Annotated in this window: 25 protein-coding genes; 13 read left to right on the top strand and 12 right to left on the bottom strand. The window is 63.9% G+C overall.

Features of this window, described 5'->3' with window-relative positions:
• Positions 1–202: 202 nt before the first annotated feature.
• From AADZ78_RS23060 to AADZ78_RS23040, 5 genes are all read right to left on the bottom strand, one after another.
• The gene (locus AADZ78_RS23060; protein ID WP_204806496.1) at positions 203–703 is read right to left on the bottom strand and encodes a hypothetical protein; all 501 of its coding nucleotides are present in this window, start codon (positions 701–703) and stop codon (positions 203–205) included.
• Between the two features lie 638 nt (positions 704–1,341).
• Positions 1,342–1,794, bottom strand: coding sequence for a DUF4189 domain-containing protein (locus AADZ78_RS23055; RefSeq protein WP_085250719.1), 453 nt, complete (start codon positions 1,792–1,794; stop codon positions 1,342–1,344).
• Between the two features lie 177 nt (positions 1,795–1,971).
• Positions 1,972–2,967, bottom strand: a complete 996-nt coding sequence (locus AADZ78_RS23050; protein ID WP_085250668.1) for an NAD-dependent epimerase/dehydratase family protein — start codon at positions 2,965–2,967, stop codon at positions 1,972–1,974.
• Between the two features lie 5 nt (positions 2,968–2,972).
• Entirely contained in the window at positions 2,973–4,058 is a 1,086-nt protein-coding gene (locus AADZ78_RS23045; protein ID WP_085250669.1) for an NAD-dependent epimerase/dehydratase family protein, read from the bottom strand.
• Entirely contained in the window at positions 4,055–4,555 is a 501-nt protein-coding gene (locus tag AADZ78_RS23040) for a nuclear transport factor 2 family protein (protein ID WP_085250720.1), read from the bottom strand. The genes AADZ78_RS23045 and AADZ78_RS23040 overlap by 4 nt, the downstream gene beginning before the upstream one ends.
• Before the next feature lie 108 nt (positions 4,556–4,663).
• Here AADZ78_RS23040 and AADZ78_RS23035 point away from each other — a divergent pair, with 108 nt between their 5' ends.
• Entirely contained in the window at positions 4,664–5,674 is a 1,011-nt protein-coding gene (locus tag AADZ78_RS23035; protein WP_085250670.1) for an acyl-CoA dehydrogenase family protein, read from the top strand.
• A complete protein-coding gene (locus AADZ78_RS23030; protein WP_085250671.1) occupies positions 5,658–6,830 on the top strand; it encodes an acyl-CoA dehydrogenase family protein in 1,173 nt (390 codons plus the stop codon). Before AADZ78_RS23035 ends, AADZ78_RS23030 begins: the two co-directional genes overlap by 17 nt.
• Before the next feature lie 73 nt (positions 6,831–6,903).
• On the opposite strand, the gene AADZ78_RS23025 is transcribed toward AADZ78_RS23030, so the two are convergent.
• The 6 genes from AADZ78_RS23025 to AADZ78_RS23000 all read right to left on the bottom strand — a co-directional run bounded on the left by AADZ78_RS23025 (position 6,904) and on the right by AADZ78_RS23000 (position 11,578).
• Positions 6,904–7,482, bottom strand: a complete 579-nt coding sequence (locus AADZ78_RS23025; protein WP_085250721.1) for a hypothetical protein — start codon at positions 7,480–7,482, stop codon at positions 6,904–6,906.
• A 26-nt stretch (positions 7,483–7,508) separates the two neighbouring features.
• The gene (locus tag AADZ78_RS23020) at positions 7,509–8,282 is read right to left on the bottom strand and encodes a hypothetical protein (RefSeq protein WP_085250672.1); all 774 of its coding nucleotides are present in this window, start codon (positions 8,280–8,282) and stop codon (positions 7,509–7,511) included.
• An 86-nt stretch (positions 8,283–8,368) separates the two neighbouring features.
• Positions 8,369–8,812, bottom strand: coding sequence for a hypothetical protein (locus tag AADZ78_RS23015; RefSeq protein ID WP_085250673.1), 444 nt, complete (start codon positions 8,810–8,812; stop codon positions 8,369–8,371).
• A 468-nt stretch (positions 8,813–9,280) separates the two neighbouring features.
• Positions 9,281–10,645 carry a cytochrome P450 gene (locus AADZ78_RS23010; RefSeq protein ID WP_085250674.1) on the bottom strand — a complete coding sequence of 455 codons (1,365 nt, stop codon included), beginning with the start codon at positions 10,643–10,645 and terminating at the stop codon, positions 9,281–9,283.
• Between the two features lie 21 nt (positions 10,646–10,666).
• A complete protein-coding gene (locus tag AADZ78_RS23005) occupies positions 10,667–10,861 on the bottom strand; it encodes a ferredoxin (RefSeq protein ID WP_085250675.1) in 195 nt (64 codons plus the stop codon).
• Between the two features lie 15 nt (positions 10,862–10,876).
• Positions 10,877–11,578: an SDR family NAD(P)-dependent oxidoreductase gene (locus tag AADZ78_RS23000; protein WP_085250676.1), complete on the bottom strand. Its 702-nt coding sequence runs from the start codon at positions 11,576–11,578 to the stop codon at positions 10,877–10,879.
• Between the two features lie 275 nt (positions 11,579–11,853).
• On the opposite strand from AADZ78_RS23000, the gene AADZ78_RS22995 reads away from it, so the two are divergent.
• The 10 genes from AADZ78_RS22995 (at position 11,854) to AADZ78_RS22950 (ending at position 24,416) form a co-directional block, all read left to right on the top strand.
• Entirely contained in the window at positions 11,854–13,383 is a 1,530-nt protein-coding gene (locus tag AADZ78_RS22995) for an aldehyde dehydrogenase family protein (RefSeq protein WP_085250677.1), read from the top strand.
• Positions 13,380–14,585, top strand: coding sequence for a CaiB/BaiF CoA transferase family protein (locus tag AADZ78_RS22990; RefSeq protein ID WP_085250678.1), 1,206 nt, complete (start codon positions 13,380–13,382; stop codon positions 14,583–14,585). The genes AADZ78_RS22995 and AADZ78_RS22990 overlap by 4 nt, the downstream gene beginning before the upstream one ends.
• A 338-nt stretch (positions 14,586–14,923) precedes the next feature.
• Entirely contained in the window at positions 14,924–15,730 is an 807-nt protein-coding gene (locus AADZ78_RS22985; RefSeq protein WP_085250679.1) for an MlaE family ABC transporter permease, read from the top strand.
• Positions 15,731–15,754: 24 nt separating this feature from the next.
• Complete coding sequence (locus AADZ78_RS22980) at positions 15,755–16,600, top strand: MlaE family ABC transporter permease (protein WP_085250680.1); 846 nt, start codon at positions 15,755–15,757, stop codon at positions 16,598–16,600.
• 134 nt (positions 16,601–16,734) lie between these two features.
• Positions 16,735–17,898 (top strand): MCE family protein, encoded by a 1,164-nt coding sequence (locus AADZ78_RS22975; RefSeq protein WP_239655315.1) that lies wholly within the window; start codon positions 16,735–16,737, stop codon positions 17,896–17,898.
• Entirely contained in the window at positions 17,895–18,917 is a 1,023-nt protein-coding gene (locus AADZ78_RS22970; RefSeq protein ID WP_085250681.1) for an MCE family protein, read from the top strand. The genes AADZ78_RS22975 and AADZ78_RS22970 overlap by 4 nt, the downstream gene beginning before the upstream one ends.
• Entirely contained in the window at positions 18,917–20,035 is a 1,119-nt protein-coding gene (locus tag AADZ78_RS22965) for an MCE family protein (protein ID WP_085250723.1), read from the top strand. The genes AADZ78_RS22970 and AADZ78_RS22965 overlap by 1 nt, the downstream gene beginning before the upstream one ends.
• Entirely contained in the window at positions 20,032–21,465 is a 1,434-nt protein-coding gene (locus tag AADZ78_RS22960; RefSeq protein ID WP_239656687.1) for an MCE family protein, read from the top strand. The genes AADZ78_RS22965 and AADZ78_RS22960 overlap by 4 nt, the downstream gene beginning before the upstream one ends.
• Positions 21,462–22,679: an MCE family protein gene (locus AADZ78_RS22955; protein WP_372510519.1), complete on the top strand. Its 1,218-nt coding sequence runs from the start codon at positions 21,462–21,464 to the stop codon at positions 22,677–22,679. The genes AADZ78_RS22960 and AADZ78_RS22955 overlap by 4 nt, the downstream gene beginning before the upstream one ends.
• Positions 22,680–24,416, top strand: a complete 1,737-nt coding sequence (locus AADZ78_RS22950; protein WP_085250683.1) for an MCE family protein — start codon at positions 22,680–22,682, stop codon at positions 24,414–24,416.
• A gap of 37 nt (positions 24,417–24,453) precedes the next feature.
• Here the strand turns inward: AADZ78_RS22950 and AADZ78_RS22945 are convergent, their stop codons facing one another.
• Complete coding sequence (locus AADZ78_RS22945; RefSeq protein WP_085250725.1) at positions 24,454–24,984, bottom strand: hypothetical protein; 531 nt, start codon at positions 24,982–24,984, stop codon at positions 24,454–24,456.
• Positions 24,985–25,141: 157 nt separating this feature from the next.
• Between AADZ78_RS22945 and AADZ78_RS22940 the strand changes: the two genes are divergently transcribed.
• Positions 25,142–25,450 carry a hypothetical protein gene (locus AADZ78_RS22940; RefSeq protein WP_085250684.1) on the top strand — a complete coding sequence of 103 codons (309 nt, stop codon included), beginning with the start codon at positions 25,142–25,144 and terminating at the stop codon, positions 25,448–25,450.
• The last annotated feature ends 17 nt before the right edge of the window (positions 25,451–25,467 follow it).

Raw genomic sequence — 25,467 nt, 5'->3', positions numbered from 1 at the left:
CCGTTGTTGTTCTCTGCTATGCGCCGCAAGAGGTTTTGCAGCACATCGGCAGCGAATTCGCGCTGCGATTCTGTGGGCTCAGTTGATGGGCACATAATTCTTCACCCATGGCGGCGTCCAAATCCACTTCTTCGGTTCGATTTCCACCACTCCGCTCCCTCCTGCACGGGGATACAGTGTGATCAACCCCGTCGGCCCACGCCTATCGTGGGTTCGCGTACCAGCGGGGTTCGATAACCGGCGGGGCTTTCTGCCGTGTTTCCGCCGCGGGTATCGGCGGCGGTGTATGCCGGTAGGACACGGGAATGTCCGACAAGCGTTCTGGGAGACCTTCGCGTTGATCACCGCGCCAATGGATGGTGTCGGGATTATCGCCCGGCTGGCGCGAGAGCGGCCCTGGCCAACCCTCCTCAAAATCGAGAAGATAGTAGTAAAAGGCCGGATCGTCGAAGTCGTTCCATGGGCCGGGATCTATGAGGGATTCCCTGGTGTCGCGGACGAGTCCCCAGGTGATATCCAGTGGGGGCGCCTTGTACACCACGTGCATCATCGGACCTTCGGTCCATGCATGGGAAACCCGATATACGTAGTGACCCGTCTCGGCATTCTCAATGTTCTTAATCGCGATGTGTCGTAATAGTTCTTGCAGCACTTCGGCTGCGAATTGGCGCTGCGATTCGGCGTGGTCAGTTGATTGGGACATAATTGTTCACCCAGGGCGGCGTCCAGGTCCAGTCGGGTCCGAGTACGACCACTCCGCTCCCTCCTTCGCGGGGATACATCGATATAAGGCCCTTCTGTCCCCCGTCAGGGACGCTAAGCCGGCCCTCGTTGATATTGACGACGATTCTCATCGTGAGGCTTTCTCCGGTGTCGTTGCAACTGGGTAACCCGAACAGGCCGGACGTGCAGTGCGGTATTGCGCCCAGGCCGATAGCCCGCCGGTACTGAAGCATCCGCTGCTGCGCACCGCCTTCAGACCGGTGGTCGTTGGCGTCATCAATGTCCAGCGACTTCGATTGTGAGCCAAGCGTTTAGCTTCCTCGACGCAGAATCGTACATGTTGACCAACAGTCCGGCGGTAAAGCCGTATTCAAACGTGCGTGACCGAATCGTCTGCTGCACTTGTCGCGGCTTGCGCTTGTCCCGCCCAAACTCGCGTCGAGTACGTCGATCAGCACGCTGGGATTCAGGCCGGCCTTGACGCTCTTTCGGCTCGTGGCGCCCGCACGAAAGTTTGCGGGGAGCTGGCATCCTGGACGAACTTCCGTTCGTAGCATCAGAACAACATGTCCCGGCGGCGCGTCGGCCCGCGGGTCGGCGATGCAGGAGCAAAGACGTCTAGTTGCACGCCCAGGTGACGATCCACCCGCCGCCGAGCCTGGTCATGGCGTTCTGTTCCGCGGCCGGGCGGGTCGAGCCGATTCCGCCATGGTAGACGGAGCCATCGTGCGCGACGGCGCCGCAGCCGATGAACCTGCTGACCACCTTGCAGCCAGGGCTGCCACATTGTCTCAATGCGGCTTGATCCGCGTCTGTTCGACTTCGGTGGCGCCACGCTTTGCCTATTGCGCCGTTATCGGCAACGGCAATCGCGCCGTATCGGGTGGACGGAGGGACAGGCCGCACAACGGCGATCGAACCCTGGTCGGCATGCGCGACTGGCTTGTGGGTGTGGGCCTCCGCCGAATGCAATGGCAGGACTAAGCCGGCACCGGCTAGGGCGGCGACCGCAAGCGCGATGCGATGCCGAAGCTTTGTTGTCGCGTGATGACCCCTGTACAACCTCAACATCTTCATTGCCTCATGTTCGATTCGCCGATGGATGTGGGGGCGAAGCCGCACGAAACCCAATGTTTACGTGTTCGAAAAAATCATCCTCTATATTACCGGTTCCTAACTCCACGAGGGCCCCGTGAGGTTTGGGCGTGCGGTGGTTGACTCGCGGTCTGGGACCAGCCGGGCGAAGCGCTACTCTGCTGAGCGCGCGGCGAAAAACCGGGCGGCCTTGCGGATGGATTCTTTGACGGGTTCGGGTGTCCAACCGAGTTCGCGTTCGGCCTTGCTGTGGTCGAGCGGCGACATCAGTTCCGCCATGCGGATGCCGACGTAGGCAAACGGCAGGTCCCGACGTAGCACCCTGGCGGCGAGATCGTTGAGGCGCGCTACGGCATGCAAAACGGACAGTGGAATCGGGATGCGCGGCGGGCGTCGACCGACGGCGCGAGCCGTTATGTCGTGGATCTCTCGGGTGCTCATGTAACGGTCGGAGATGATGTAGCGGTGACCGTCGCGACCCCGGTCAGCGGCGAGAAGCATTGCGCGGGCGGCGTCTTCGATGCCGACGACCTCGGAGGAGAACCCGAGATAGAACGGGAACCGTCCGGTGGCGACCCGGGCGATGAGCGACCCGTGTGGCGTCGGCGCCCAGTCCCCGGGCCCGTAGGTAGTCGAGACACACAGGGCGACCGCTGGAAGTCCTTTGTCGCGGGCGTATTGCATGACCAAATCCTCAGCCAGAACCCGTGATTCGATATAGGCACCGCCGTCGGTCCAGTTATGTGGATCGTCTTCGGTTACAGCGCGATGGTCGTTGATCGCCAGTGTGCCTGTGCTGCTGGTGAATAAAAACTTTCGTAGATCAGCGGCAACCGCCGCATCGAGCACATGCCGGAGGCCTTCGACGTTGGTGCGAAATAGTGGAGTGGGGTCGCGCAGCCACATCCGTGCGTCGACCACGCAGTAGTAGACGACATCGCAGCCTGCCATCGCAGCACGCAGCGCCGCATCGTCGAAGATGTCGCCGTAGCAGCGCTCGACGTCGAGGTCGTCGATGCCCTTGGTAGAACTGGTGTGCCGCACCATGACCCGCACGTCTTCGCCGGCGGCAACGAGTTGGCGGGTGACATGCGAACCCAGGAAGCCGCTGGCGCCGATGACCAGCTTCTGCGCCCGTGCAGTGGTCATCGACGTCAGCGCGCCGTGGGTGCGAGCGCGTCCGGGCCAAACTTGTGGCCAATGAGTGTCCACGGGTTGGCGTAAGGACCGCGGCGTTCGATCCGGCGTTGCAGGACCAGCAGCGCGCGCATCGTCGGGCGGACCACCGGACCGAGCGCCTTGAGCAGAATGCGGCGCCGGCCCATCGATTCCGCGATCCAGGCGACGGTGCCTGGCCAGTCATGTTCCTGATAGTCAAGTAGTGCTTGGGATTCGGCGGTATCGAACCAGCCGGTGAAGGCCCAACCGCGGTCGTCGTCGGGATCACCGGGCAGCCCGGCCGACGGGCCGAGGCGGCCAATGCCGACGGCGGCCATCATGTCGTCCTGCAGGTCGCTCATCAGCTGGACGTAGGTTTCATTGCCGGCAACCACGAGCACCTTCCCATCGATGATGGCCCGACGGTCGACGGCGTTGGCGAAGGCCAGCGCGACATCGCGGGCGTCGACGGCGTGCATGCGGTTGTCTGTTGGGGTAGCCCGCACCAGCAGCAGGTAGTCGGCGTCCAGATTGGCAGCGCCGTCGGGCGAGACGATCGCACCCAGCCGCAATATGGCATGCGGCAGACCGCTTTCCGTGATGACGGCCTCGGCCAGGATCTTGTCTTCACCGTACTGATCGATCGGATTCACTGGGGTATCACCGGTGATGCGTTCGGGATAGCGGTGCGGGTTACGGGCGCCGTAGACCGCGGCGCTGGAGGCGAACACGACAAACGGTGGATCGCCCAACGTTTGCGCCGCCTTCACCAGGTTTCGGGTTCCGTCCACGTTAACTCTGCGTGCCAACCCGGGATTGCGATATGAGGGGGGCGCGACGATCGCCGCCAGGTGAACGATCGCGACCGGTTGGTGGCGGGCCACCACGGCGACGACGGCGTCAGCGTCGGTGAGATCGGTGTGCGTCGGGATCAGTGCGCCGGGGCGCGTGACGATCGCAGCCGAATTGTCGTTGGTTACGTCCATCGCGATCACGGTGTGGCCACGGCGCAACAGCATCTCGGTGCAGAGCTTGCCGACTTGGCCGAATGCGCCGGTGACAAGGACTGTTTGGCCGGTCATCGGTTGAACCTGCGCGCCAGCACGGCGCCGGCATCACGCAGCCGCGGCGAAATGCGTACCGAGAACAGCGGATTGAAGATGTCCTCACGCAGCCGGGTCAGCGTGGAGGTCTTGAGCAGCCAGCGGCCTTCTACCTTCTCGTAGGTCTCGTGGTAATGACCTCGCCCGTTGAGGTTGACGCCCGGCGCCAGGCGCACCACGTCCTGCAGCGCCCAGATCCCGGTCGCGGTCGTCGCCGACGTTAGCTCGATCTCGGGCGCGTGTACCTGGTGCACCGTCGGTTGTGAGGGCTTCCCCAGGGTGTTGCGAACGTAGGACACGAACTCGTCGGCGCCGCGGATGAGCTTCCCGCCGGCCGCCGAGGTGTCGCTCACGAAATCGTCGATGAATAGCTGCCGCCAGTCGTCCCACCGCTTGGTATCCAGGTAGCGGCAGTATCGGGCTTTGAGCTGCTTGATCGCCTCGATCTCATACAGTGTCGTCGCGGCATCCGGCATTGCGGTCCCTTCGCTGCGGGCAGTCTGCATCCCAGTTTCAGAGATTACTACTTTCACTACTGAGAATGTTATTCTCATCGAGAACGGTGACGACGGGAGGCGCCTGCGATGCTGTTGGAGTTCGACGCTGATCAGCGGCTATGGCAGCAAACGGTTCGCGATGTCGTCGCCAAGCAATGTCCGCCGTCGATGGTGCGGGGCGTCGCCGAGAAGGGTGTCGACCCGAGTCCACTATGGAAGGTCTATCTGGACCTTGGCTGGACCGAGCTAAACGACCCGGCCAGGGCCGTGGAACTGGCGATCGTATTGGAAGAGTTGGGTCACGCCACCGATCCCACGCCGTTCCTGGCCACCATGAGCCAGTTCGCGCCGTTGGCCGCGGATCGGTTCGACCCACACGTGTCGGGTACCGCCGTCTACAGCGGGGTGACCGCACGCCGGGACGCCGACGGTTGGGTGCTGGACGGGACGGCCCGCCATGTCCTCGACGGCGATCGTGCCGACCGGCTGGCGGTGGCAACGGAGGCCGGGGTTTTCCTCGTCGAAGCCAGTCAGGTGGCCGGTGCGGTTTTCAAGCGGCGCGAGTCCGTTTTCGATCCGGTGCTGCATGTCGCCGACTTGTCGTTCGGTGAGGTGCGGGTTCCTGACAGTGCCCGGATAACCGTGGACCAAGAGCGAGCACGCCATGTTGCGCTGACGGGCATGGCGATGACGATGGTCGGCGCCTGCCAACGCATCCTCGATCTGGTGCTCGAGCATGTCCGCAGCCGTCATCAATTCGGGGTACCGATCGGCTCGTTCCAAGCGGTCCAGCACAAGGCCGCCGATATGCACGTCGCCGTGGAACGCGCTCGGGCACTCGCGTACTTCGCCGCGTTGACCATCGCGGCCGACGATCCGCGGCGTCGGCTGGCGGCCGCGATGGCCAAGGCATCGGCAGGGGAGTGCCAGTCGCTGGTCTTTCGACATGGCTTACAACTGCACGGCGCAATGGGATTCACGTGGGAGAACGACCTGCAATTCGCGTTGAAGCGAGCCAAAGCGGGTGAGCTGATGCTCGGTGGTGCGGCCGAGCATCGCGCGCAGATCGCCGAGGAATACCGTGCAGCTGACTTTTGATCCCGATGTCGAGGCGTTCCGGGCCGAGTTTGGGGCTTTCCTCGACGAGAATCTGCCGCCGCCAAATGAAACGTGCGAGCGTCCCCGCTCGGTTTCGCACATGCCGCAGTGGGCGCGTCGCTGGCAGCGGCTGCTGTTCGACAGCGGCTGGCTATTACCCAGTCAGCCACCGGAATTCGGTGGGCGCAACGCCACGGTGCTGCAGCAGTTCGCGTACTTGGAGGAACTCAGCCGTCGGCGGATCTACCACAGCTTCAACCCGCAGGGCGTGAATATCGTTGCCGCGTCGTTGTTGTCGTTCGGCAGCGCGGAGCAAAAGCACCGTTGGGCGGTGCCGATCCTGCGGGCCGAGATCACGGCCTCGCTGGGGATGAGCGAGCCGAGCGCCGGCTCCGACCTGGCGTCGTTGCGAACTCGTGCCGTGCTTGAGGGCGATCATTTCGTCGTCAACGGGCAGAAGGTTTGGACGTCCGGCGCTCATGACGCCGATGTGCTGTTGACCTTTGTCCGTACCGATCCGGATGCGCCAAAACACCAGGGCATCAGCGTATTACTGATCCCAACCGATACCGAAGGTGTGGTGTGCCGGCCGTTCCCGTCGATCTGCTCGGCCGACGACCTGGACTTCAACGAGGTGTTCTTCACCGATGTGCGGGTGCCGGTGGAGAACCTGGTCGGGCCGTTGAACGGCGGGTGGCGGGTGGCCAACGGATCCCTAGGGCACGAGCGCACGATGATGTGGCTGGGTTTCGCCGATCGGCTCGACAACGTGATCGCCGATTTCCGGCCCACGACCGAGCTTGATCGCGACCATTACGCGACCACGATCATGGACAAACAGGCGTTGCGGCTCTTGGGTTCGGTGGCCCTGGCGCGGGCCGCGCGCGGCGAAGATGACGTGGCGGCGGTGTCGGTGCTCAAGCTCCTCGGTTCGGAAGCGGAGCTGCGCGCGTTTGAACATGCGCTGTCAGCGGCCGGGCCCGACGGGCTGATCCACCCCGCGTTGACCGGGCCGTATGAGCCGATGAACCTTGACCACTATTTCGCCAGCTGGTTCGAGCGTTACGCCCGGAGCTTTTCCGGCACCATCGCCGGCGGTACGTCGGAGATCCAGCGCAACATCATCGCCCAGCGAGTGCTCGGACTGCCCCGCTAGCGACCGCGAGCAGACGCAAAGGTGCCCGAAAACCGCGGTTTTCGGGCACCTTTGCGTCTGCTCGGCGGAGAGACTAGACCGGGTCGAACTTGGTGATCAGCCAGGCGCCGTTGACGCGGGTCATGCTCACCAGGACGCTGCTGGCCGACATGGCGGGGTCGGGCTTGTCTTTGCTTGTGGTGGTCTGATTGACGTACACGAGGACGACGGCCGAATCCGGGTGTAACTCCGACACTGCGGTCCCGACAACGTGGGCGGTGGTTTTCAGCGACTTCTGCTTGGCCGCCGGAGCCACGATCTGCTCGGTGAATTGGTTGTAATACGACAGGAAATCCCCGGAAAGGTGCGCCTTGGCGGTGGCGAAGTCCTTGTCGAGCGACTCGGGTGAATAGGAGAGCAGCGCAACCGTTCCCTCGGAGGCCGCGGTGACGACCGCACGGGCGACGCTGGGGTCGGTCCGTCGGTTCGGCTGGTAGCGCTCAAAGAACAGCCACGTCGCCACCCCGGCGGATATCAGCAGCAGGAGTGTCAGAGTCGCAGGAACGACTTTCACCTTGCGCAGCGCGCGTGACCAGTCACGCGGCTCGCGTTTGGCTCGTTTGGGGGAGTCGTCTTGAGTGGGAGCCGTGGTCGCCGCATCGGTGGCTTCGATGTCGTGGGTTTCATCCCTTTCACCGGTCACGGTACGAATTCCAATTTCGACATCTTGTACTGTCCGCCTTCTTCGGTCACTGTTACCCGCAGCCGCCACACGCGTGGTTCGTCTTTGGCACCAGCGGCATTGGTGATCGACGATGTCGCCACGACCAACACCGATGCGGAATGCTCGTCCATGGATTCGACGGCCGCCGCGTTGATCGTTCCCTGCGTGACCACTTTGGACTCCTCGACCACCGACACGAAATCGTTTGCACGCTGCTGGAAGTCGTCCCTGAACTGGCCGGTGGAGCTGTCCAGCAGCCGCTGGACGTCATCCTTTGCCCTACGGAAGTCCAAGGACGCCATGTTGACTACGCCCTGCTTGGCCCCGGCGACGAAGTTCGCGGCGCGCTGCCGTCGCTCGGTGGCGTTACGGTCTTGCCACAGCACGTACCCGCTGGCGCCAACAAGTGCGCAGATGAGGATGATAGTGGTCACTTTGGAAGTCGCTGACAGCGACGGCAACCGGTTTGCGGCCCTCAGCCACCTCGCCAACCGGTCTCCCGGTGCCGCGGCTTCGACGGTCTCCTCGACGTTGGGGCCTTGTTCGTCGGCGGTCTCGGCCTCAGCGCTCTCGGCGGCTTCGGCCGTTGCCCGCACTTCGCGCCGTAGCCGGGCGGCACGGGCGCGCGCGCGAGCGGCGGCGGCCAACGCTTCGGCTTCGGCGGCTTCTGCCTCGGCTTCCTCGAGCAACGCCATCGCGTCGGCTTGCGATATAGCCGAATCTTCTGGCGGTGGCTTCGCCTCACCCAATGCGCTTCCCGCCCGTCACTGCATCAGAGTCGCTGCCGAACGGGCTTAGCACGGGAATTCGTTCCCGCACGCAAAGGCGTTCGCGGCTACCATCGCACGAGCGTGAAGGGATAAGTGTCGGTACCCCCCGGGCCGCCGCCACACCCGGTGTCGTATGTGGTGACCAATTCACCGCTCAGTGTGACCGCATCCCACGAATAGACGTCATGCGAGGGAAAAAACTGGACCACGCAGCGCACACCATCTGGCACATCGACGGTCATCGTGTAGCGGCCATTGGACAGGTACGCGTCTTCCTTGTAAGGCGCCGCTTGCCCGTTGGGTTGCGGTACTCCTTGGATGGTCAGGCATCCCGGTGCGCGAGAAACGCACGGCCGAATCGCCCAAATCCAGTTGTGGCCGCGATCCCGGTCCGTGTTCGCCGTGTAGTTGCCAATCTGCATGTCCGCATGGGCAGTGGGCGTAAGAGTCAGCGCGGCAATGGCAAGCGCAAGGTTCACTGCAAAAATCTTCACCGACGCGTCTCCCATCTTTAGTGCACGCGCTCGGACTGAATATAGAGCGCGGCCACGCTGCCCAGGCCTACTCTGAAAAATCGCGCGCGTCAACGGGCCCGCTGTCAGGTGGTCAGCGCGACGTTGGGTGGCAAGGTGGCTCAGTCCGATGGTGGCGACCCGCCGCGCCCGGCTCGCCGCGCTTGCGCCCGGCTCGCCGCGCTTGCGATCGCCACTAGTCCGATGGTGGCGACCCGCCGCGCCCGGCTCGCCGCGTTGTGGCGACCCGCCGCGCCCGGCTCGCCGCGCTTGCGATCGCCACTAGTCCGATGGTGGCGACCCGCCGCGCCCGGCTCGCCGCGCTTGCGCCCGGCTCGCCGCGCTTGCGATCGCCACTAGTCCGATGGTGGCGACCCGCCGCGCCCGGCTGTACCGCGTTGTGGCGACCCGCCGCGCCCGGCTCCGCCGCGCTTGCGATCGCCACGCCGCGCTTTGCGATCGCCACTAGTCGATGACCGCGGCTTCCTTGCGTTCGGTGACGGGCCTGGCGAGTTCTTGTCCGTCGCAGATGCGTTGCAGCTTGTCCAGGGTTTCGTCGAGGCCCGCACCGACGGTGCGGCCGGGTGTGAAGGTGGCCGGCAGTTTACGCATGCCCTGAATGACGCCGATGCTCTCGTAGTGCACGGCGCCATCGGGATCGCAGTGGTAGTCGGGCATCCGGTCGAGCACCGCGGTGAGCATGGACTTGAATACGGTGCGCGCCACGTTCGATCCGACGCATCGGTGCACGCCGATGCCAAAGCTGAAGTGCCGGTTGCCTTTACGGTCGAGAATGAGCTGGTCCGGTTCGGCGAACAACGCCGGGTCGCGATTGGCCATGGCCCACGAAATCCACAGTCGCTCACCCTCTTTGAACTGGTAACCGTTGACTTCGACATCGTCGGAGAAGGTCCGGCCATCACCGGGTGCCGGTGTGAAGAAGCGCAAGAACTCCTCGGTCGCCGGGTCGAGCAGGGTATCCAGGTTGTCCCGCAGGCGCTCTCGCTGTTCGGGATTCTCCGAAAGCCATTCCAGCGAATGCGCGGTCAGCGCCGTGGTGGTGTCGAATCCGCCACCGATGACCAAGCCGAGATTGCCGAGAATCTCCAGGTCCGGCGCGGGTTCGCCGTCGATCCGCATCTGCAGTAGCCCATTCACGATGCCGGGGCGCGGATTCTCGCGAATCTCGAGCATGTTGTTGACCATGTCGAGGCCCATTTCCCGGTGCATCGCGGTGACGCGCTCGATGTCCGGGGAGTGCTCCGGGGTGTAGACCGCGGCATGGACGGGCTCGCTGTACAGGTTCCACTTCTTCAGCGGGATGCCCAGCATCGCCAGTGTCAACACGGCGGGCACGATGTTGGCCAGGTCGTCGACGAAGTCGATGTGGCCCGTCTCGATCTTCTCGTCGAGGCAGGCGCGCGTCACGTCGTCGATGACCGGCTCCCAGCGCTTGACCGCCGCCGGGGACAGATATGGGTTCAGCACGGTGCGGTAGGTGCGGTGCTCGGGGTCATCCATCTCCAGAATGCCGCCGCGCACCGCGCTGACGCGGCTGGCCGTCGGGATGGAAATGCCTTTGTAGCCGCGTCGTTCGCCGTGGATGTCGTGATCGTTGGAGACCGCCGGGCACCGCGCCAGCTCGAATACCTCGGTGCTGCCAGCCGCGACCCAGTGCCCGCCGTAGGTGTCGGTCCACGCCATCGGGCACTTGGCGTGCATCTCCTCGGTGATGCTCTTGAACTTCCCCCGGTACTCGGCCGCATGCCGATCGAACTGATAGCGGTTCTTCTTCCGATCGCTGTCGCTGACGACGTCGTCCACGCTCAACGTGCTGTCTCCCTTGATGTGTCAATCGGTGAGGACGATGGCCTGCTCCGGGCAGGACTGCGCGGCTTCGCGGACCTGGTCTTGCTGATCGGCCGGAACCACCTCTCTGACCGCTGACGAGCTGCCGTCGATCTCACTCAGTTGGAAGGAATCCGGAGCGATCATCGAGCACAGCGTGTGGCCCTGGCAGCGTTCGGGATCAACCCATACCTTCACGGTGTCTCCTTGAGCTCAGGTGTTGCGGCCGCCGTTGACGCCCAGGATCTGACCGGTGATATAGCCGGCTTCCTCGGAAACGAGAAAGGCGCACGCGGCGGCGATGTCTTCCGGCTTGCCCATCCGGCGCACCGGGGTTTTGGCGATGTTCTGCTCGATGTCGCCGAGGAACCCGTGCTCGGCCGCATTGCGCAGCATCGGGGTGTCGATGAACCCGGGGGGCACGGCGTTGACGGTGATGCCGCTAGGACCGTATTCGAGCGCCAGCGACTTGGTCAGCCCGTTGACCGCGGACTTGGCCGCCACATAGTGCGACATATATGCGGTACCCGAATGCGTGCTCGACGACGAGATATTGACGATCCGTCCCCACCCGGCTTCCAGCATGTCGGGCAGCACCGCCTGGATCGCATGGAACACCCCGTTGAGGTTGACATCTATCACCCGTTGCCAGTCCTGGAACGAAATGTTGGTGAACCGCTTGAACCCGTCCAGGCCGGCGGCGTTGACCAGAACCGTGACGGGGCCCAGCCGGCCGCGGATCTCCGAGAGCGCGGCGTCGATCTGGGCGCGGTCGGTCACGTCGGCGGTGTAGGCAAGCTCGGCGTCGGATGGTGTGCGGTCGATGGTGGCCACATCGATGCCGTCGGCGCGCAGCCGATGCGCGACGGCCAGCCCGATGCCGGACCCGCCACCGGTGACGACGGCAGTCTTCACCGAGAGGCCTCTACAAACGCGACGGTCTCCATCTCAAAGAATCTCCCTTACAATTATGAGAACCTTACTCTCGGATTCCGGCGGCTCGCAAGCGGACGTCGAAACCACGCCCGGCCTGCTGCAACGGCCCTCCACCGCCCGTCGCTGAGCGATTGCTTAGCTGGTCAGTGGGCCAATCCAGTCCTGATACATTCTTGAGTTCTCAGCGTCCGAATGTAGGATTCGCCAGGGATGAGAATGAAATTATCGTGACCGTCAGCACACCAGGGGTTCCAATGCCAGCGCAGGACGCGGCCGATGCCGTCTCGCGACAGGTCGCGGGAGGCACCGTGTCGCCGGCGCGGGCTGACCGCCGACTGTTGATCGACGGCCGGCTGGTCGCGACCGCGAAGACGTTCCCGTCGATCAATCCCGCCACCGGCGCGGTGCTGGGACACGCTCCGGACGCCGGCGTCGCGGAGGCCGAGGCGGCGATCGCGGCGGCACGGCGTGCCTTCGATGCCACGAACTGGTCAACCGATGTCGAAACGCGTGCCCGCTGCCTTGACCAGCTACACCAGGCGCTGTTAGAGCACGCCGAGGAGTTGCGTGAGCTGACGATCGCCGAAGTCGGCGCGACCCGCGCGCTGACGCAGGGCGCCCAGCTCGACGAGCCGATCGGCATCGTGCGCTTCTACGCCGATCTGTTGCGCGGCTATCAGTTCTCCGAAGACCTCGGCGAGATCCAATCGCGGGGAATGCGGCATCACCGTTGGGTGGAAAAGGAAGCCGCCGGCGTTGTCGGCGCCATCATCGCCTACAACTACCCGAACCAACTCGCGCTGGCCAAGCTTGCCCCCGCCCTGGCCGCGGGCTGCACGGTGGTGCTCAAGGGAGCGCCGGACACACCGCTGATCACGCTGGCGCTGGGTGAGCTGATCGCCAACCATACCGATATCCCGGATGGCGTGGTGAACGTGCTGACGTCGTCGGATGCCGCGGCGGGAGCGGCGCTGACTACCAGTCCCGACGTCGACGTCATCACCTTCACCGGGTCGACGGCCGTCGGGCGGCGGATCATGGCCGCGGCGAGTGAAACCGTCAAGCGCGTCTTCCTGGAATTGGGCGGCAAGTCGGCGGTGATCATGCTCGACGACGCCGACTTCGCCGCCGCCAGCATGTTCGCGGCGTTCAGCATGGTCACCCACGCCGGCCAGGGATGCGCGTTGACGTCGCGGCTGCTGGTGCCCAACAAGCGCCACGACGAAATCGTCGATCTGATCGCGCAGAACTTCGCCAAGGTACGATACGGCGACCCGGCCGACCCGAAGACCTACATGGGCCCGCTGATCAACGAGCGTCAGCGGGACAAGGTCGACGGCATGGTCCAACGCGCCGTGGCCGCGGGCGCCACCTTGGTTACCGGGGGCCAGCGCTTGGATCCTGGCTTCTTCTATGCACCCACGCTGCTCACCAATGTCGATCCCGACAGCGAGATCGCGCAGGATGAGGTGTTCGGCCCGGTCCTCGTCGTGATCGGCTTCGACGATGACGACGACGCGGTGCGGATCGCCAACAACTCGATCTACGGATTGGCCGGCGCGGTCTTCAGCCGCGACCAGGACCGGGCGCTGGCCGTGGCGCGTCGCATCCGCACCGGATCGTTTTCCATCAACGGCGGCAACTACTTCGGCGCGGACAGCCCGTTCGGCGGATTCAAGCAGTCGGGTGTCGGCCGGGAGATGGGAGTGGCCGGGCTGGAGGAGTTCTTGGAACGCAAGACTTTTGCTGTGCCGACGGGGCCGAACGCGGGGGTCCCGGCATGAAACCGCTCGAGGGTATCCGGGTGCTGGAAGTCGCCATGTACGGGTTTGTCCCGTCGGCCGGTGCCGTGTTGGTCGAATGGGGCGCCGACGTGGTCAAGGTCGAGCACGCGGTGACGGGCGATCCGCAGCGGGGACTTCGGCAGACCGGCATGCTTCGAGTCGAAGGCGACCCCAACCCCAACATCGAGCACGCCAATCGGGGCAAGCGCAGCATCGGCCTGGACATGTCGGTACCCGGGGGCAAGGAAGTGCTCTACGAGCTGGCCCGCCGGTCCGATGTGTTCCTGACCAGCTTCCTACCGGACGCACGACAGAAATTCGGCATCGACGTCGATGACATCCGGGCGGTGAACCCGAAGATCGTCTACGCGCGCGGCAGCGCGCTGGGTCCCCGCGGCGCAGAGGCCGTCAAGGGCGGCTATGACATGACCGCGTTCTGGTGCCGGGCCGGAACCGCCGCCACCATCACGCCAATGGGGTACGACGGGATGATTAACCCGCCCGGGCCGGCCTACGGCGACACCATTTCGGGCACCAACCTCGCCGGTGGTATCGCGGCGGCTTTGCTCAAGCGCGAGCGTAGCGGCGAACCGTCCGTCGTCGATGTCTCGTTGCTCGGCAGCGGCGTGTGGTCGCTGGGCCACACGGTGGCGTTGACGAACCACCTCGGTCAGTTGATGCAAGGGCCGCCGCCCGGCATTCACGGTTCGCCGATCAACCCGCTCGTCGGGGTGTACCCGACGGCAGACGGCCGCTACATGTCCCTGGTGATGATGCAGCCCGGAAAGTTCTGGGCCGACGTGTGCCGGCACATTGACCGGCCGGACTTGATCGACGATCCTCGCTTCGCCGACGCCGAAAAAATCGCCGCCAATACAGCAGCTGCGGTCGAGATCTTGACCAAGGTCATCGCAACCCGCACGCTTGCCGAGTGGAGCGAACGCTTTGCGACTCTTGCCGGCCCGTGGGCACCGGTGCAGGACACCCTGCAAGTGGCGGACGACCCGCAGATCCGCGCGAACGAATATATAGTGCGCGCAGGCGAACTCAACCTCGTCGCCAACCCGGTGCAATTCGACGTCACCGCTCCGCAGACCGGCCCAGCACCCGGATTCGCCGAGCAGACCGACGAAATCCTGTTGGAACTCGGGCTGGATTGGGACCGCATCATCGAACTCAAGACGGCCGGCGCGGTCACCTAGGAGCAGAGCTGGCCTGAAATGTCTAAGCCGAACATCACTTCCGTTGAGACTCACCGGCCCTGCCTGGCCGCCCGCGGCACTAGTTATTCGATAACAGTTGTGGATTTTTTGTTCCGCATGGACGTGACATGAGTCATAATCGCCGCACGCTTCAAGACCCAGCGGCATGTTTCGGCGTGCCGCGTTTTGAAGCCCAACTCAGGCACCAGAACGGAGGCCTGGCGTGCGGATGGTAGCGGCTGTTGTGCCCGGCGGTAGGGTCGGAATGTGGCCGCTCGCTGAGGATTTCGGGGTGGGCGGCCAGCGCTGTGTCGTTGGGCGAGAGGGGTCCCGTACCGATGGCGAGTAAGGGCGGTGACCGCTGGTCACCCGGCATCTCGTTGGGCCGTGGCTCCAAGCCGATGCAGGCGGTCGGAGGCCTGTTTGCGATGTCGGCGGACGCCATCAAATTCGTCTTTGTGCGCCCGTTCCAGTGGCGCGAGTTCTTGGATCAGTCTTGGTTCGTGGCGCGCGTCGCGCTCGTGCCGACGTTGTTGGTGGCTATTCCGTTTACCGTGCTGGTCAGCTTTACCCTCAATATCTTGTTGCGGGAACTGGGTGCCGCCGACCTGTCCGGTGCGGGTGCCGCCTTCGGCGCGGTCACCCAGGTCGGCCCGTTGGTGACGGTGTTGATCGTGGCCGGCGCCGGAGCAACGGCGATGTGCGCGGACTTGGGTTCGCGCACCATCCGCGAAGAGATCGACGCGATGGAGGTGCTGGGTATCAATCCGGTTCAGCGCTTGGTGACGCCACGCATGTTGGCCGCCGGATTGGTTGCTCTGTTGCTGAACAGCTTGGTGGTCATCATCGGCATTCTGGGTGGCTACATCTTCTCGGTGTTCGTTCAAGACGTTAATCCCGGCGCGTTCGCGGCGGGCATCACGTTGTTGACCGGCGTTCCGGAGATGATCATTTCGTGTGTCAAGGCAGCGCTTTTCGGCCTGATCGCCGGATTGGTCGCGTGTTATCGCGGGCTCACGGTATCTGGTGGGGGTGCCAAGGCGGTCGGTAATGCGGTGAACGAAACCGTGGTGTTCGCGTTCATGTCGCTCATGGTCGTCAATGTGGTTGTCACCGCTATCGGTATCCGGTTCTCGACCAAGTAGCGCGAAGGAGGTGTAGGACACGCGATGGCACTGCGCGCTGTCTATCCGCGCCTGACGCGACAAGTCCAGAAACCGGTCTCCACCTTGGGCCGAATCGGCGATCACACGCTGTTCTACGGCAAAGCGATGGCCGGGATACCATTCGCGCTCACTCACTACCGGCGGGAGATCATCCGTCTCATCGCCGAAATCAGCATGGGTGCAGGGACTTTGGCGATGATCGGCGGGACGCTGGCGATTGTCGGCTTCATGACTCTCGCCGCGGGCGGCACGCTGGCGGTCCAAGGATACAGCTCACTGGGCAATATCGGCATCGAGGCATTGACCGGATTCCTGGCAGCCTTCATCAACGTTCGCATCGCAGCGCCGATCGTCGCGGGCATCGGTCTGGCAGCCACCTTCGGTGCCGGCGTCACAGCCCAGCTGGGTGCCATGCGGATCAACGAAGAAATTGACGCCCTGGAATCCATGGCGATCCGGCCGATCTCGTATCTTGTCAGTACCCGGATCATGGCCGGAATGATGGCGATCACGCCCTTGTACAGCATCGCCGTCGTCCTGTCGTTCCTCGCTAGCCAGTTCATCACGACGATGCTCTTCGGCCAATCCAGCGGCTTGTACAACCACTACTTCACCACGTTCTTGAACCCGATCGACTTGCTGTGGTCGTTCCTGCAAGCCATCGCGATGGCGATCACGATCCTGTTGATCCATACGTACCACGGCTATTTCGCTTCGGGCGGACCAGCCGGCGTGGGGGTCGCGACCGGTAACGCGGTGCGGACATCGCTGATCGTGGTGGTGTCGGTGATACTTCTGGTTTCGCTGGCAGTATACGGCGCCAACGGAAACTTCAACCTGTCCGGCTAGCGAAAGGTGGTGAAAGGAAAGTGACGCGCGATTTCGGCCCCCGACCCGTCCACCGGTCTGAAACCACCAGTGCCGCTTCACCTGTCGCGGCATCACCCGGCCGCCACTTCGGCGTCCGATCGTATGCACGGCCGCTGGCCGGCCTGGGAACCGTCGTGCTGGTCGCGGGAATCTTCGCGCTGGCGGTGATCCTGTTCCGTGGCGACCTCACCAAAACCGTGCCGGTGACGGTGATCTCACAGCGCGCCGGCCTGGTGATGAACGCGGACGCCAAGGTCAAGATGCGCGGCGTGCAGGTGGGCAAGGTTGAATCGATCGAGTCGCTACCGAACGGCCGGGCGGCTCTCCACTTGGCGATATACCCGTCGCAATTGCAATACATTCCCGCCAACGTGCTCGTCGACATCACGTCGTCGACGGTGTTCGGCGCGAAGTCCGTTGAGCTGATAGCGCCCGACAAGCCCTCGGCGCAACGGCTACATGCCGGCCAGACGCTGGCGGGCGAGCACGTCATGGTCGAAATCAACACCGTGTTCCAGCAATTGGTGTCGGTGCTGAACCAGATCGACCCGGCGAAGCTCAACGAGTCACTGGGCGCGCTGGCAAAAGCGTTTAGTGGGCGGGGCACACAGCTTGGCCAATCGCTGAGCGACTTGGATTCGTTTCTGGCCAAGCTGGAGCCGAGCCTCCCCGCGTTGCGTCATGACCTCGCGGTGTTGCCGGCGGTGTCGAACGCCTACGCCGACGCGGCGCCGAACCTGGTGCAGACCGTCGCCAACGCGACCCGGATCAGCAAGACGATCGTCGACGAGCAGCGCAACCTGGATGCGTTGCTGATCAGCGCGATCGGCTTGGCCGACATCGGCAACGACGTCTTGTCGCACAACCGCGAACCGCTGACGAATGTGTTGCATCTGCTGGTGCCGACCACCGATCTGACCAACGAGTACCACGAGGTGTTCACCTGCGGTTTCGGCGGCCTGATAACGATCTCGCACGGTGCGCCGTTGTCGGAACCGAGCATCAACATATCGGCGAGCATCACGTGGGGCGGCGAACGTTATCGGTATCCGACGAACCTGCCCAAGGTTGCGGCGACGGGCGGCCCGCAGTGCATGGGTCTGCCGCGAATACCGTTCAACTCGCATCCAAAGCAGCTGATTTCCGATATCGGCGCCAACCCGGTGGGGTACGGAAACCCACAGGTGCTGATCAACTCCGATCTGCTAAAGCAGCTGTTATACGGGCCGATCGCGGGACCGCCACGCAACCCCCAACAGATCGGACAACCCGGATGAGGACGCGCGCCACGCTGATCAAGTTCGCGATCTTCGCGGTCGTGATGCTGATGCTGACCGCCTCCCTGTTCTTCATCTTCGGCCAGTACCGGACGGGTGCGACGACCGGGTATTCGGCGGTGTTCACCGATGTGTCGCGTCTCAAGGAGGGGCAGTCGGTGCGGGTCGCCGGGATCCGGGTGGGCACGGTCAACAGCGTTTCGCTGCGGCCGGACAAAAAAGTTGTGGTGGAGTTCGACACCGACCGCAACGTCGTCCTCACCGAGGGCACCCGGGCGGCGGTGCGCTACCTCAACCTGGTGGGCGACCGCTACCTCGAACTGCTCGACGGTCCGGGCTCGGCCAAGCATCTGCCGGCCGGCGGTCAGATTCCCGTTGACCGCACCGCGCCCGCGCTTGACCTCGACCTGCTGCTCGGCGGACTGAAACCCGTTACCCAGGGCCTGAATCCGCGCGATGTCAACGCGCTAACCTCGGGATTGTTGCAGGTCTTCCAGGGTCAAGGCGGGACTCTCGAGTCCCTGTTCGCCAAGACGACGTCGTTTTCGAACGCCTTGGCCGACAACGATCAAGCCGTGCAGCAACTGATCGACAACCTCAACATCGTGATCGGCACGATCTCCAAGGACGGCACCCAGTTCTCCGGCGCGGTCGACCGCCTCGAGCGGCTTGTCAGCGGGCTGTCGGACGACCGCGACACCATCGGGTCCGCCATCGAGGCCCTCGACACGGGAACCGCCTCGCTGGCGGATCTGCTAACCAGCGCGCGGCCGCCGCTGGCCGGCACCATAGACCAGTTGAATCGGCTGGCGCCGATACTCGACGACGACAAGGACCGCCTCGAAGCCGCAATCGGGAAGGCGCCAAAAAACTACCGCAAGCTGGTCCGGCTCGGAGTGAACGGCTCCACTATCCCGTACTACCTCTGCCAGTTGGAGCTGCGCGGCACGGATCTTCAGGGCAGAACGGTGAAAGCCCCGATATTTAGGTCAGACGCTGGAAGGTGCACGGAACCCTGATGCTGAAATATCGCGGAGCTGGGTTGATCAGGGCCGGATTCATCGGCGCGGTCTTGATTGTGCTGACCATCTTGGTGGGCCTGTCGCCCGACCGGTTCGTCACCTGGGCGACGATGGTCAGGTACCAGGCGTTGTTCTCCGAAGCCGGCGGCCTTGCGACGGGCAACCCCGTGACGGTATCGGGGATGAAGGTCGGCACCGTGTCGAATATCGAGCTGAGCCACGGCGATGCTCTGGTGACGTTCGCGGTGAAGGGCAACATCCTGTTCGGCTCGGAGACTTCCGCGCACATCCGCACCGGCACCCTGCTGGGCGAGCGGGTACTGACAGTGGAGTCCGCCGGCACCGGCACGATGCGTCCGATGGCTCTCATTCCCGTCTCGCGCACGTCTTCGCCCTACTCGTTGACGGAAGCGGTCAGCGACTTCACATCGAACACCGCCGGAACCAACACCGCGACGCTGAACCAGTCGTTGGACGCACTGGCGGCGACGCTCGACCAGATCGCGCCCCAATTGGGACCGGCCTTCGACGCGCTCACCCGGCTGTCACGCACCCTCAATAGCCGTAACAAGAATCTGGGTGAGCTATTCAAGAGCGCTGCCGACGTCACCGGGGTTCTCTCCGAACGCAGCCAGCAGGTCAACAAACTCATCCTCAACTCCGACGCTCTGCTCCAAGTATTGGTGGCGCGCCGGCAGGAGATCGTGGACCTGCTGGCTAACACATCGGCGGTGGCCAAACAGCTGACGGCCTTGGTGCACGACAACGAAAGCGAACTGGCACCGACGCTTCAGAGGCTGAATTCGCTGACCGCGATGCTGGAACGCAACCGCGACAACATCAGCAAGGCGCTGCCGGGCCTCGCCAAATTCCAGATCACGGTCGGTGAGGGCATCTCCAGCATGTACGCCTACCAGGCGTTCGTCCCGAACTTCCTTGCCCCGCAAATATTCCAGCCATTCCTCGACTACCTCTGGGGGTTCCGCACCTTCGACCCGGCTCGCGGTCCTGGCTACCCTTCGCCGGTACCTCGGTCGCTTATTCCGTGGCCGTACAACGGTATTCCGGTATGCCCCGAATGTACGTTGGGCGGCAGGGTCGGAGGATCGCAGTGATTCCTGGGATTCCTCCGATTCAGCGCAAGCGGCTGGTGACCGTGGCGGCGGTTGTCCTGGTCGGACTCGTCGTTGCCGGCGCTGCCGTGCTCGTCCGGAATACGTTCTTTGGCCCAAGGACGATTACCGCCTATTTCACCACCGCCACCGCGGTCTACCCCGGTGACGAGGTGCGGGTGTCGGGTGTCAAGGTCGGCACCATCAAGTCCATTGAGCCGCAGGGGAAACAGGTCAAGATGACCCTCGCGGTCGACCGCTCAGTGCCCGTTCCGGCGGACGCGAAAGCGGTCATCGTTGCCTCGAACCTGGTAGCTGCCCGCTATGTTCAGCTCACTCCCGCCTACCGGACCAGCGGCCCGGTCATGGCTGACGGTGCGGTGATCCCGGTCGAACGGACCGCGGTGCCCGTCGAGTGGGACGAGGTCAAAACCCAGTTGATGCGGCTGGCAACGGATTTGGGACCTAAGAGTGGTGTTTCGGGTACCTCGGTGGGTCGGTTCATCGACAGCGCCGCCAATGCGCTCGACGGCAACGGCGACAAGCTGCGGCAAACACTCGCTCAACTGTCAGGGGTGGGCCGCATCCTCGCCAACGGCAGCGGCAACATCGTCGACATCATCAAGGGCCTGCAGACCTTCGTCACCGCGCTGCGCGACAGCAACATTCAACTCGTGCAGTTCAATGATCGCCTGGCCACGCTCACCAGCGTGGTCAACGACAGCAAATCCGAGCTGGACGCGGCGCTGACCGAGCTGTCCACGGCGGTCGGCGAGGTGCAGCGATTCATCGCCGGAAGCCGTGACCAGGCGAGCGAGCAGATTGCCCGGTTGGCCGATGTCACGCAGATCCTGGTCAATCAGCGCATGCCGCTGGAAAACGTCCTGCACGCCGCGCCGAATGCGCTCGGCAACTTCTTCAACGACTACAACGCCGACACCGGAACCATCGTGGGGGGGTTCGGGATCATGAACTTTGCGAATCCCACGTTTTCGGGCCTGATGGTTCCGCTGCCGGTGCCCGGCTGCACGGCAGTCGGCGCCATCGAAAACGTCACCGCGGTTGAATCGGGCAAGCTGTGCTCCATGTTCCTCGGTCCCGGGCTGCGGGTGCTCAACTTCAACAGCCTGCCGATCCCGATCAACATATTCCTGCAGAAGTCGATGGACCCTGAGAACATCCTCTACACCGAACCGCGCCTGGCGCCTGGCGGTGAGGGCCCCAAACCCGGACCGCCCGAGATCCCGCCCGCGGTGTCGGCCTACACCGGCCTGCCGGGTGATCCCGTGGGACCGCCGGGGGCAGTGCCTCCGGCGCGGATACCGGGCGCGGCGATGCCGCTGCCGCCCCCGCCGACGACACCGATGGAACCGTCACCACCGGCGCCGAACCTGTCGGAAATGCTGCTTCCGGCGGAAGGGGGGCAACCATGACCGGCCGGGTGCGGGTGCCGGGGCGGGGGATGCTCGTCATTGTCTGCTGCGCCATGTTGACGCTGACCGGATGCGCATTCCACGGCCTGAACTCACTACCCTTGCCGGGCGCGGTCGGACGCGGGCCGGGGGCCGACATCTACCACGTCGAACTCCCGAATGTCGGTACGATGGAGTCGAATTCGCCGGTGATGATCGACGACGTCATCGTCGGCAGTGTCGGCAACATGAGGGTGCAAGGCTGGCACGCCGACGTCGAGATCTCGGTGAAGCGCGATGTCGTTGTCCCGGCCAACGTGGTAGCCACCGTCGGTCAGACCAGCCTGCTGGGGTCGATGCATCTGGAACTCAACCCGCCGCTCGGCCAGCAGGGAACCGGACGGCTGCAGCCGGGCGCCACCATCCCGCTCAGTCGGTCATCGGCCTACCCGTCGACAGAGCAGACGCTGTCGTCGCTGGCAGCGGTCGTCAACGGCGGGGGACTGGGACAGATCGGGGAAATCATCCACAATTTCTCCATCGCCCTGTCCGGGCGCGAGGGCGCCGTACGCGATCTACTAACGCGCCTCGACACGTTCGTCGGAACACTGAACGACCAGCGGGACAACATCGTCGACTCCATCCAGGCGCTGAACCGGCTTGCCGGCACATTCGCCGAGCAACGCGATGTTCTCACCCAGGCGCTGCGCAAGGTGCCGCCCGCACTCGATGTGCTGATCAGGGAGCGGCCGCGCCTGACGGCGGCCTTGGACAGGCTTCGCGTTTTCAGCAACACCGCCACCCGGTTGATCAACGACTCTCAGGCCGACCTGGTCAAGAATCTCAAAAACCTGGAGCCGACGCTGCGCGCGCTTTCCGATGTCGGACCGGAGCTCGGCACGGCCATCGCGGCGGCGTTCGTGTTCCCGTTCACCCAGAACTTCGTCGACCGAGCGGTCCGAGGCGACTACTTCAACCTGCACGTCGATTTGGACCTGTCGATTCCACGGCTCAAGCGAGGACTGCTGTTGGGGACGCACTGGGGGCAGCTGGATCAGCCGTTGGTACCGGCTCCCGGGGACCCGTATTACCTGAATTACACCCATGATCCGATGCATGACCCCATCAGGCCGCCGTGGGTCGATCCGGAGGCGTTGCCGCTGCCCGCGCCTCCGGCCGGTGCCCGGCTGCCCGGCCCGCCACCTGCGCCAGCACCCACGGAAGGTGGCGGATAGATGCTGACGCGCTTCATCCGGATCCAGCTAGTGATTTTCACGATCGTGGGAACCATTGGCGTGATTGCGATGGTGCTCTTCTACATCCAAGTGCCGACCCTGCTGGGCATCGGTCGGATGACGGTTACGCTGGAGCTGCCGGCCACCGGCGGTCTCTACCGGTTTTCCAACGTGACCTATCGTGGGGTTCAACTCGGCAAGGTCACCTCGGTAAGCTTGACGCCGACCGGAGCGAAAGCCACACTGTCGCTTAGCACTTCACCCAAGGTCCCCGCGGACCTGACAGCGGCGGTGCTCAGTGTCTCCGCGGTGGGTGAACAGTACGTGGACCTGCAGCCCAGAACCGATTCGCCGCCGTATCTGCACGACGGCTCGGTAATCGCTATGCGCAACACCACAATTCCGCAGCCGGTGGGGCCGATGCTCGATCAGGTCAATGCTTTGGTCCAAAGCATCCCGAAGACCAAACTCGGCCAATTGCTCGACGAGGGCTTCCGGGGCTTCAACGGTTCCGGTTACGACCTGGGATCGCTGTTCGACTCCACATCGACGGTGTCCCGCGACGCCAACGGCGTCGTCGATCAGACCCGAATCCTCACCGAAGACACTGGGCCGCTATTGGATTCGCAAGCACGCACCACCGAATCGATCAGAACGTGGGCGCGCAGCCTCGCGGGGATTACGGACGTGTTCGCACAGGACGATTTACACGTTCGCACTCTGCTGCGAAACGGTCCCGAGGCGGCGAACGAAGCATCCCGGCTTCTCGAACAAATCAAACCGACGCTGCCGGTGTTGCTGGCCAACCTGACTACCATCGGGCAGATCGGCGTCACCTACCACCCCTCCCTGGAGCAGCTGCTGGTATTGCTGCCGTCGGCGGTTGCTATCGAGCAGGCCGCGACGGCGGAGAACCATCCCGAGGGTACGGCCCAAGGCGACTTCGCACTCACGATCGACGATCCGCCTATTTGCACGGTCGGCTTCATGCCACCCAACACATGGCGATCCCCGGACGATCTCACCGACATCGACACACCGGACGGGTTGTATTGCAAACTCCCGCAGGATTCACCGATCGGGGTTCGCGGTGCCCGCAACTATCCCTGCATGGGTCACCCGGGCAAGCGCGCACCCACCGTCGAAATCTGCAACAGCGACGAGCCTTTCATGCCGCTGGCGATGCGCCAGCACGTCCTCGGTCCCTATCCATTCGACCCGAACCTGATCGCCCAGGGCGTCCCGCCCGATGACCGGGTTACCGTCAACGACAGACTCTTCGCCCCGCTCGAGGGAACACCGCTGCCGCCGGGGGCGGTGCCGCGCGGCACACCGCCGGGGCCGCGGGGAGAGAATCCACCGCCGGGCGCGATTGCCGCGGCTGTTCCGCCGGTGCCATCGTCGGGACCTCCCCCGCTGGCGCCCTTGTCGGGAATGTCGGCCGACCTTTCGCCCATAGCGCCACTCGATGTCCCTTCAGCGGCGGAACTTCCCACGCCACCCGCCGCCCCCGCGCCGCCCACTCCTCCCGATGCCGCACCGCCCGGCACGGCCGGCGGCCCAGGTCCGCAAGCCGCGCCAAGCGCATTCGGGCCTGCGGCGGGGCCGTCCGTCACGATCACCCGGTACGACCCGCACACGGGGCGTTATGTCGGTCCGGACGGAAAGCTGTACCAGCAGTCGGATCTCGTTGCGCCGAAGGCGCCCAAGACGTGGCAGGACTTGCTGCCCACCTGAAGCCGATCCGCACGGATTCGCCGCGCTGAGTGCTCGGTCAGCCGATTCTGTCCAGGCGGAACGGCATCGCGATATCAAGCCATTGGTTTTGTCCGCAGGCACCGGACGGGCCGACCGTCTTGTCCTTTCCGGCCATGGTCGACGACCCGAGTTGATATCCACCGTATTCGTTTACGGGATAGAAATAGAAGGTCTGCTGTCCGGGGAACGCGGTACCGTCCTCGCACCGCTCCCAATCCGGTATAGACCGTTTAACCTTCCACATCTGCCCATCGTTCATATATAGGCCAGCGCTCCATCCCTGGTCGCTGGTCACCATGCCGTGGCATTCCTGGAATGTCTCGCACGTCGAACTGATGGTCCATGTTTGGTAGACCGTCGGCTCGCCGAAGTACTGGTCATTTCTCTGGGCGTAATCGCCAACTGACGTGGCACGGAAAGTCCCGTTGATCGCCACTTCTTCCTTCGTTGTTGCCCGGGCTAGGGACGGATCCAGCGCCGAGCCCAAACCGCCGAATACCGTGGCAGCGACCAGCGTTGCGGTGGTGAGTGTTTGAACTGAACGCATCATGTGCTCCTCGGCGCGAATGATCCGACAGTGCCTATGGCAGCTTGCGGCATCGGTTGCGGCGTTCTCGCGCGATGAGAATAATACCGCGGTAGTAGGTCAGGTTGAAGGTCTATGTCGCCTTACACCCATGGCGATAGGCTGGGCATTTATGCGTATGCGTTCCATGTGTGTCGGCGTCCTGCTCATGGCCCCGGTCGTGCTGGTGGAGGCGTCGTCCGCTCACGCCGACACGGGCATCAATGGATACGTTCAGTGCCTCGGAGGCGACGCAAAGCCACCGCCGCCGGGGGTAAGTGCGGAAAATTGGTTTCCCAGCGTCCATGTGATCCAGACGGATTTCGATGGCGGTGTTCCCCCGGCCCAAATAGTTCAGATTTTGGTGGGTATGGGAGTCAATCCGGACGACGCCGCTACCCGAGTGCGGTGTTTTGTGGCCTATCAGCCACGCGGACAAGGACATTGACGCACCAAAAGCAGAAG

It is taken from the genome of Mycobacterium riyadhense (assembly GCF_963853645.1).
GTDB lineage: Bacteria > Actinomycetota > Actinomycetes > Mycobacteriales > Mycobacteriaceae > Mycobacterium > Mycobacterium riyadhense.
Note: the sequence above shows the minus strand (reverse complement) of the source record. Positions and strands in the feature narration are given on the sequence as shown.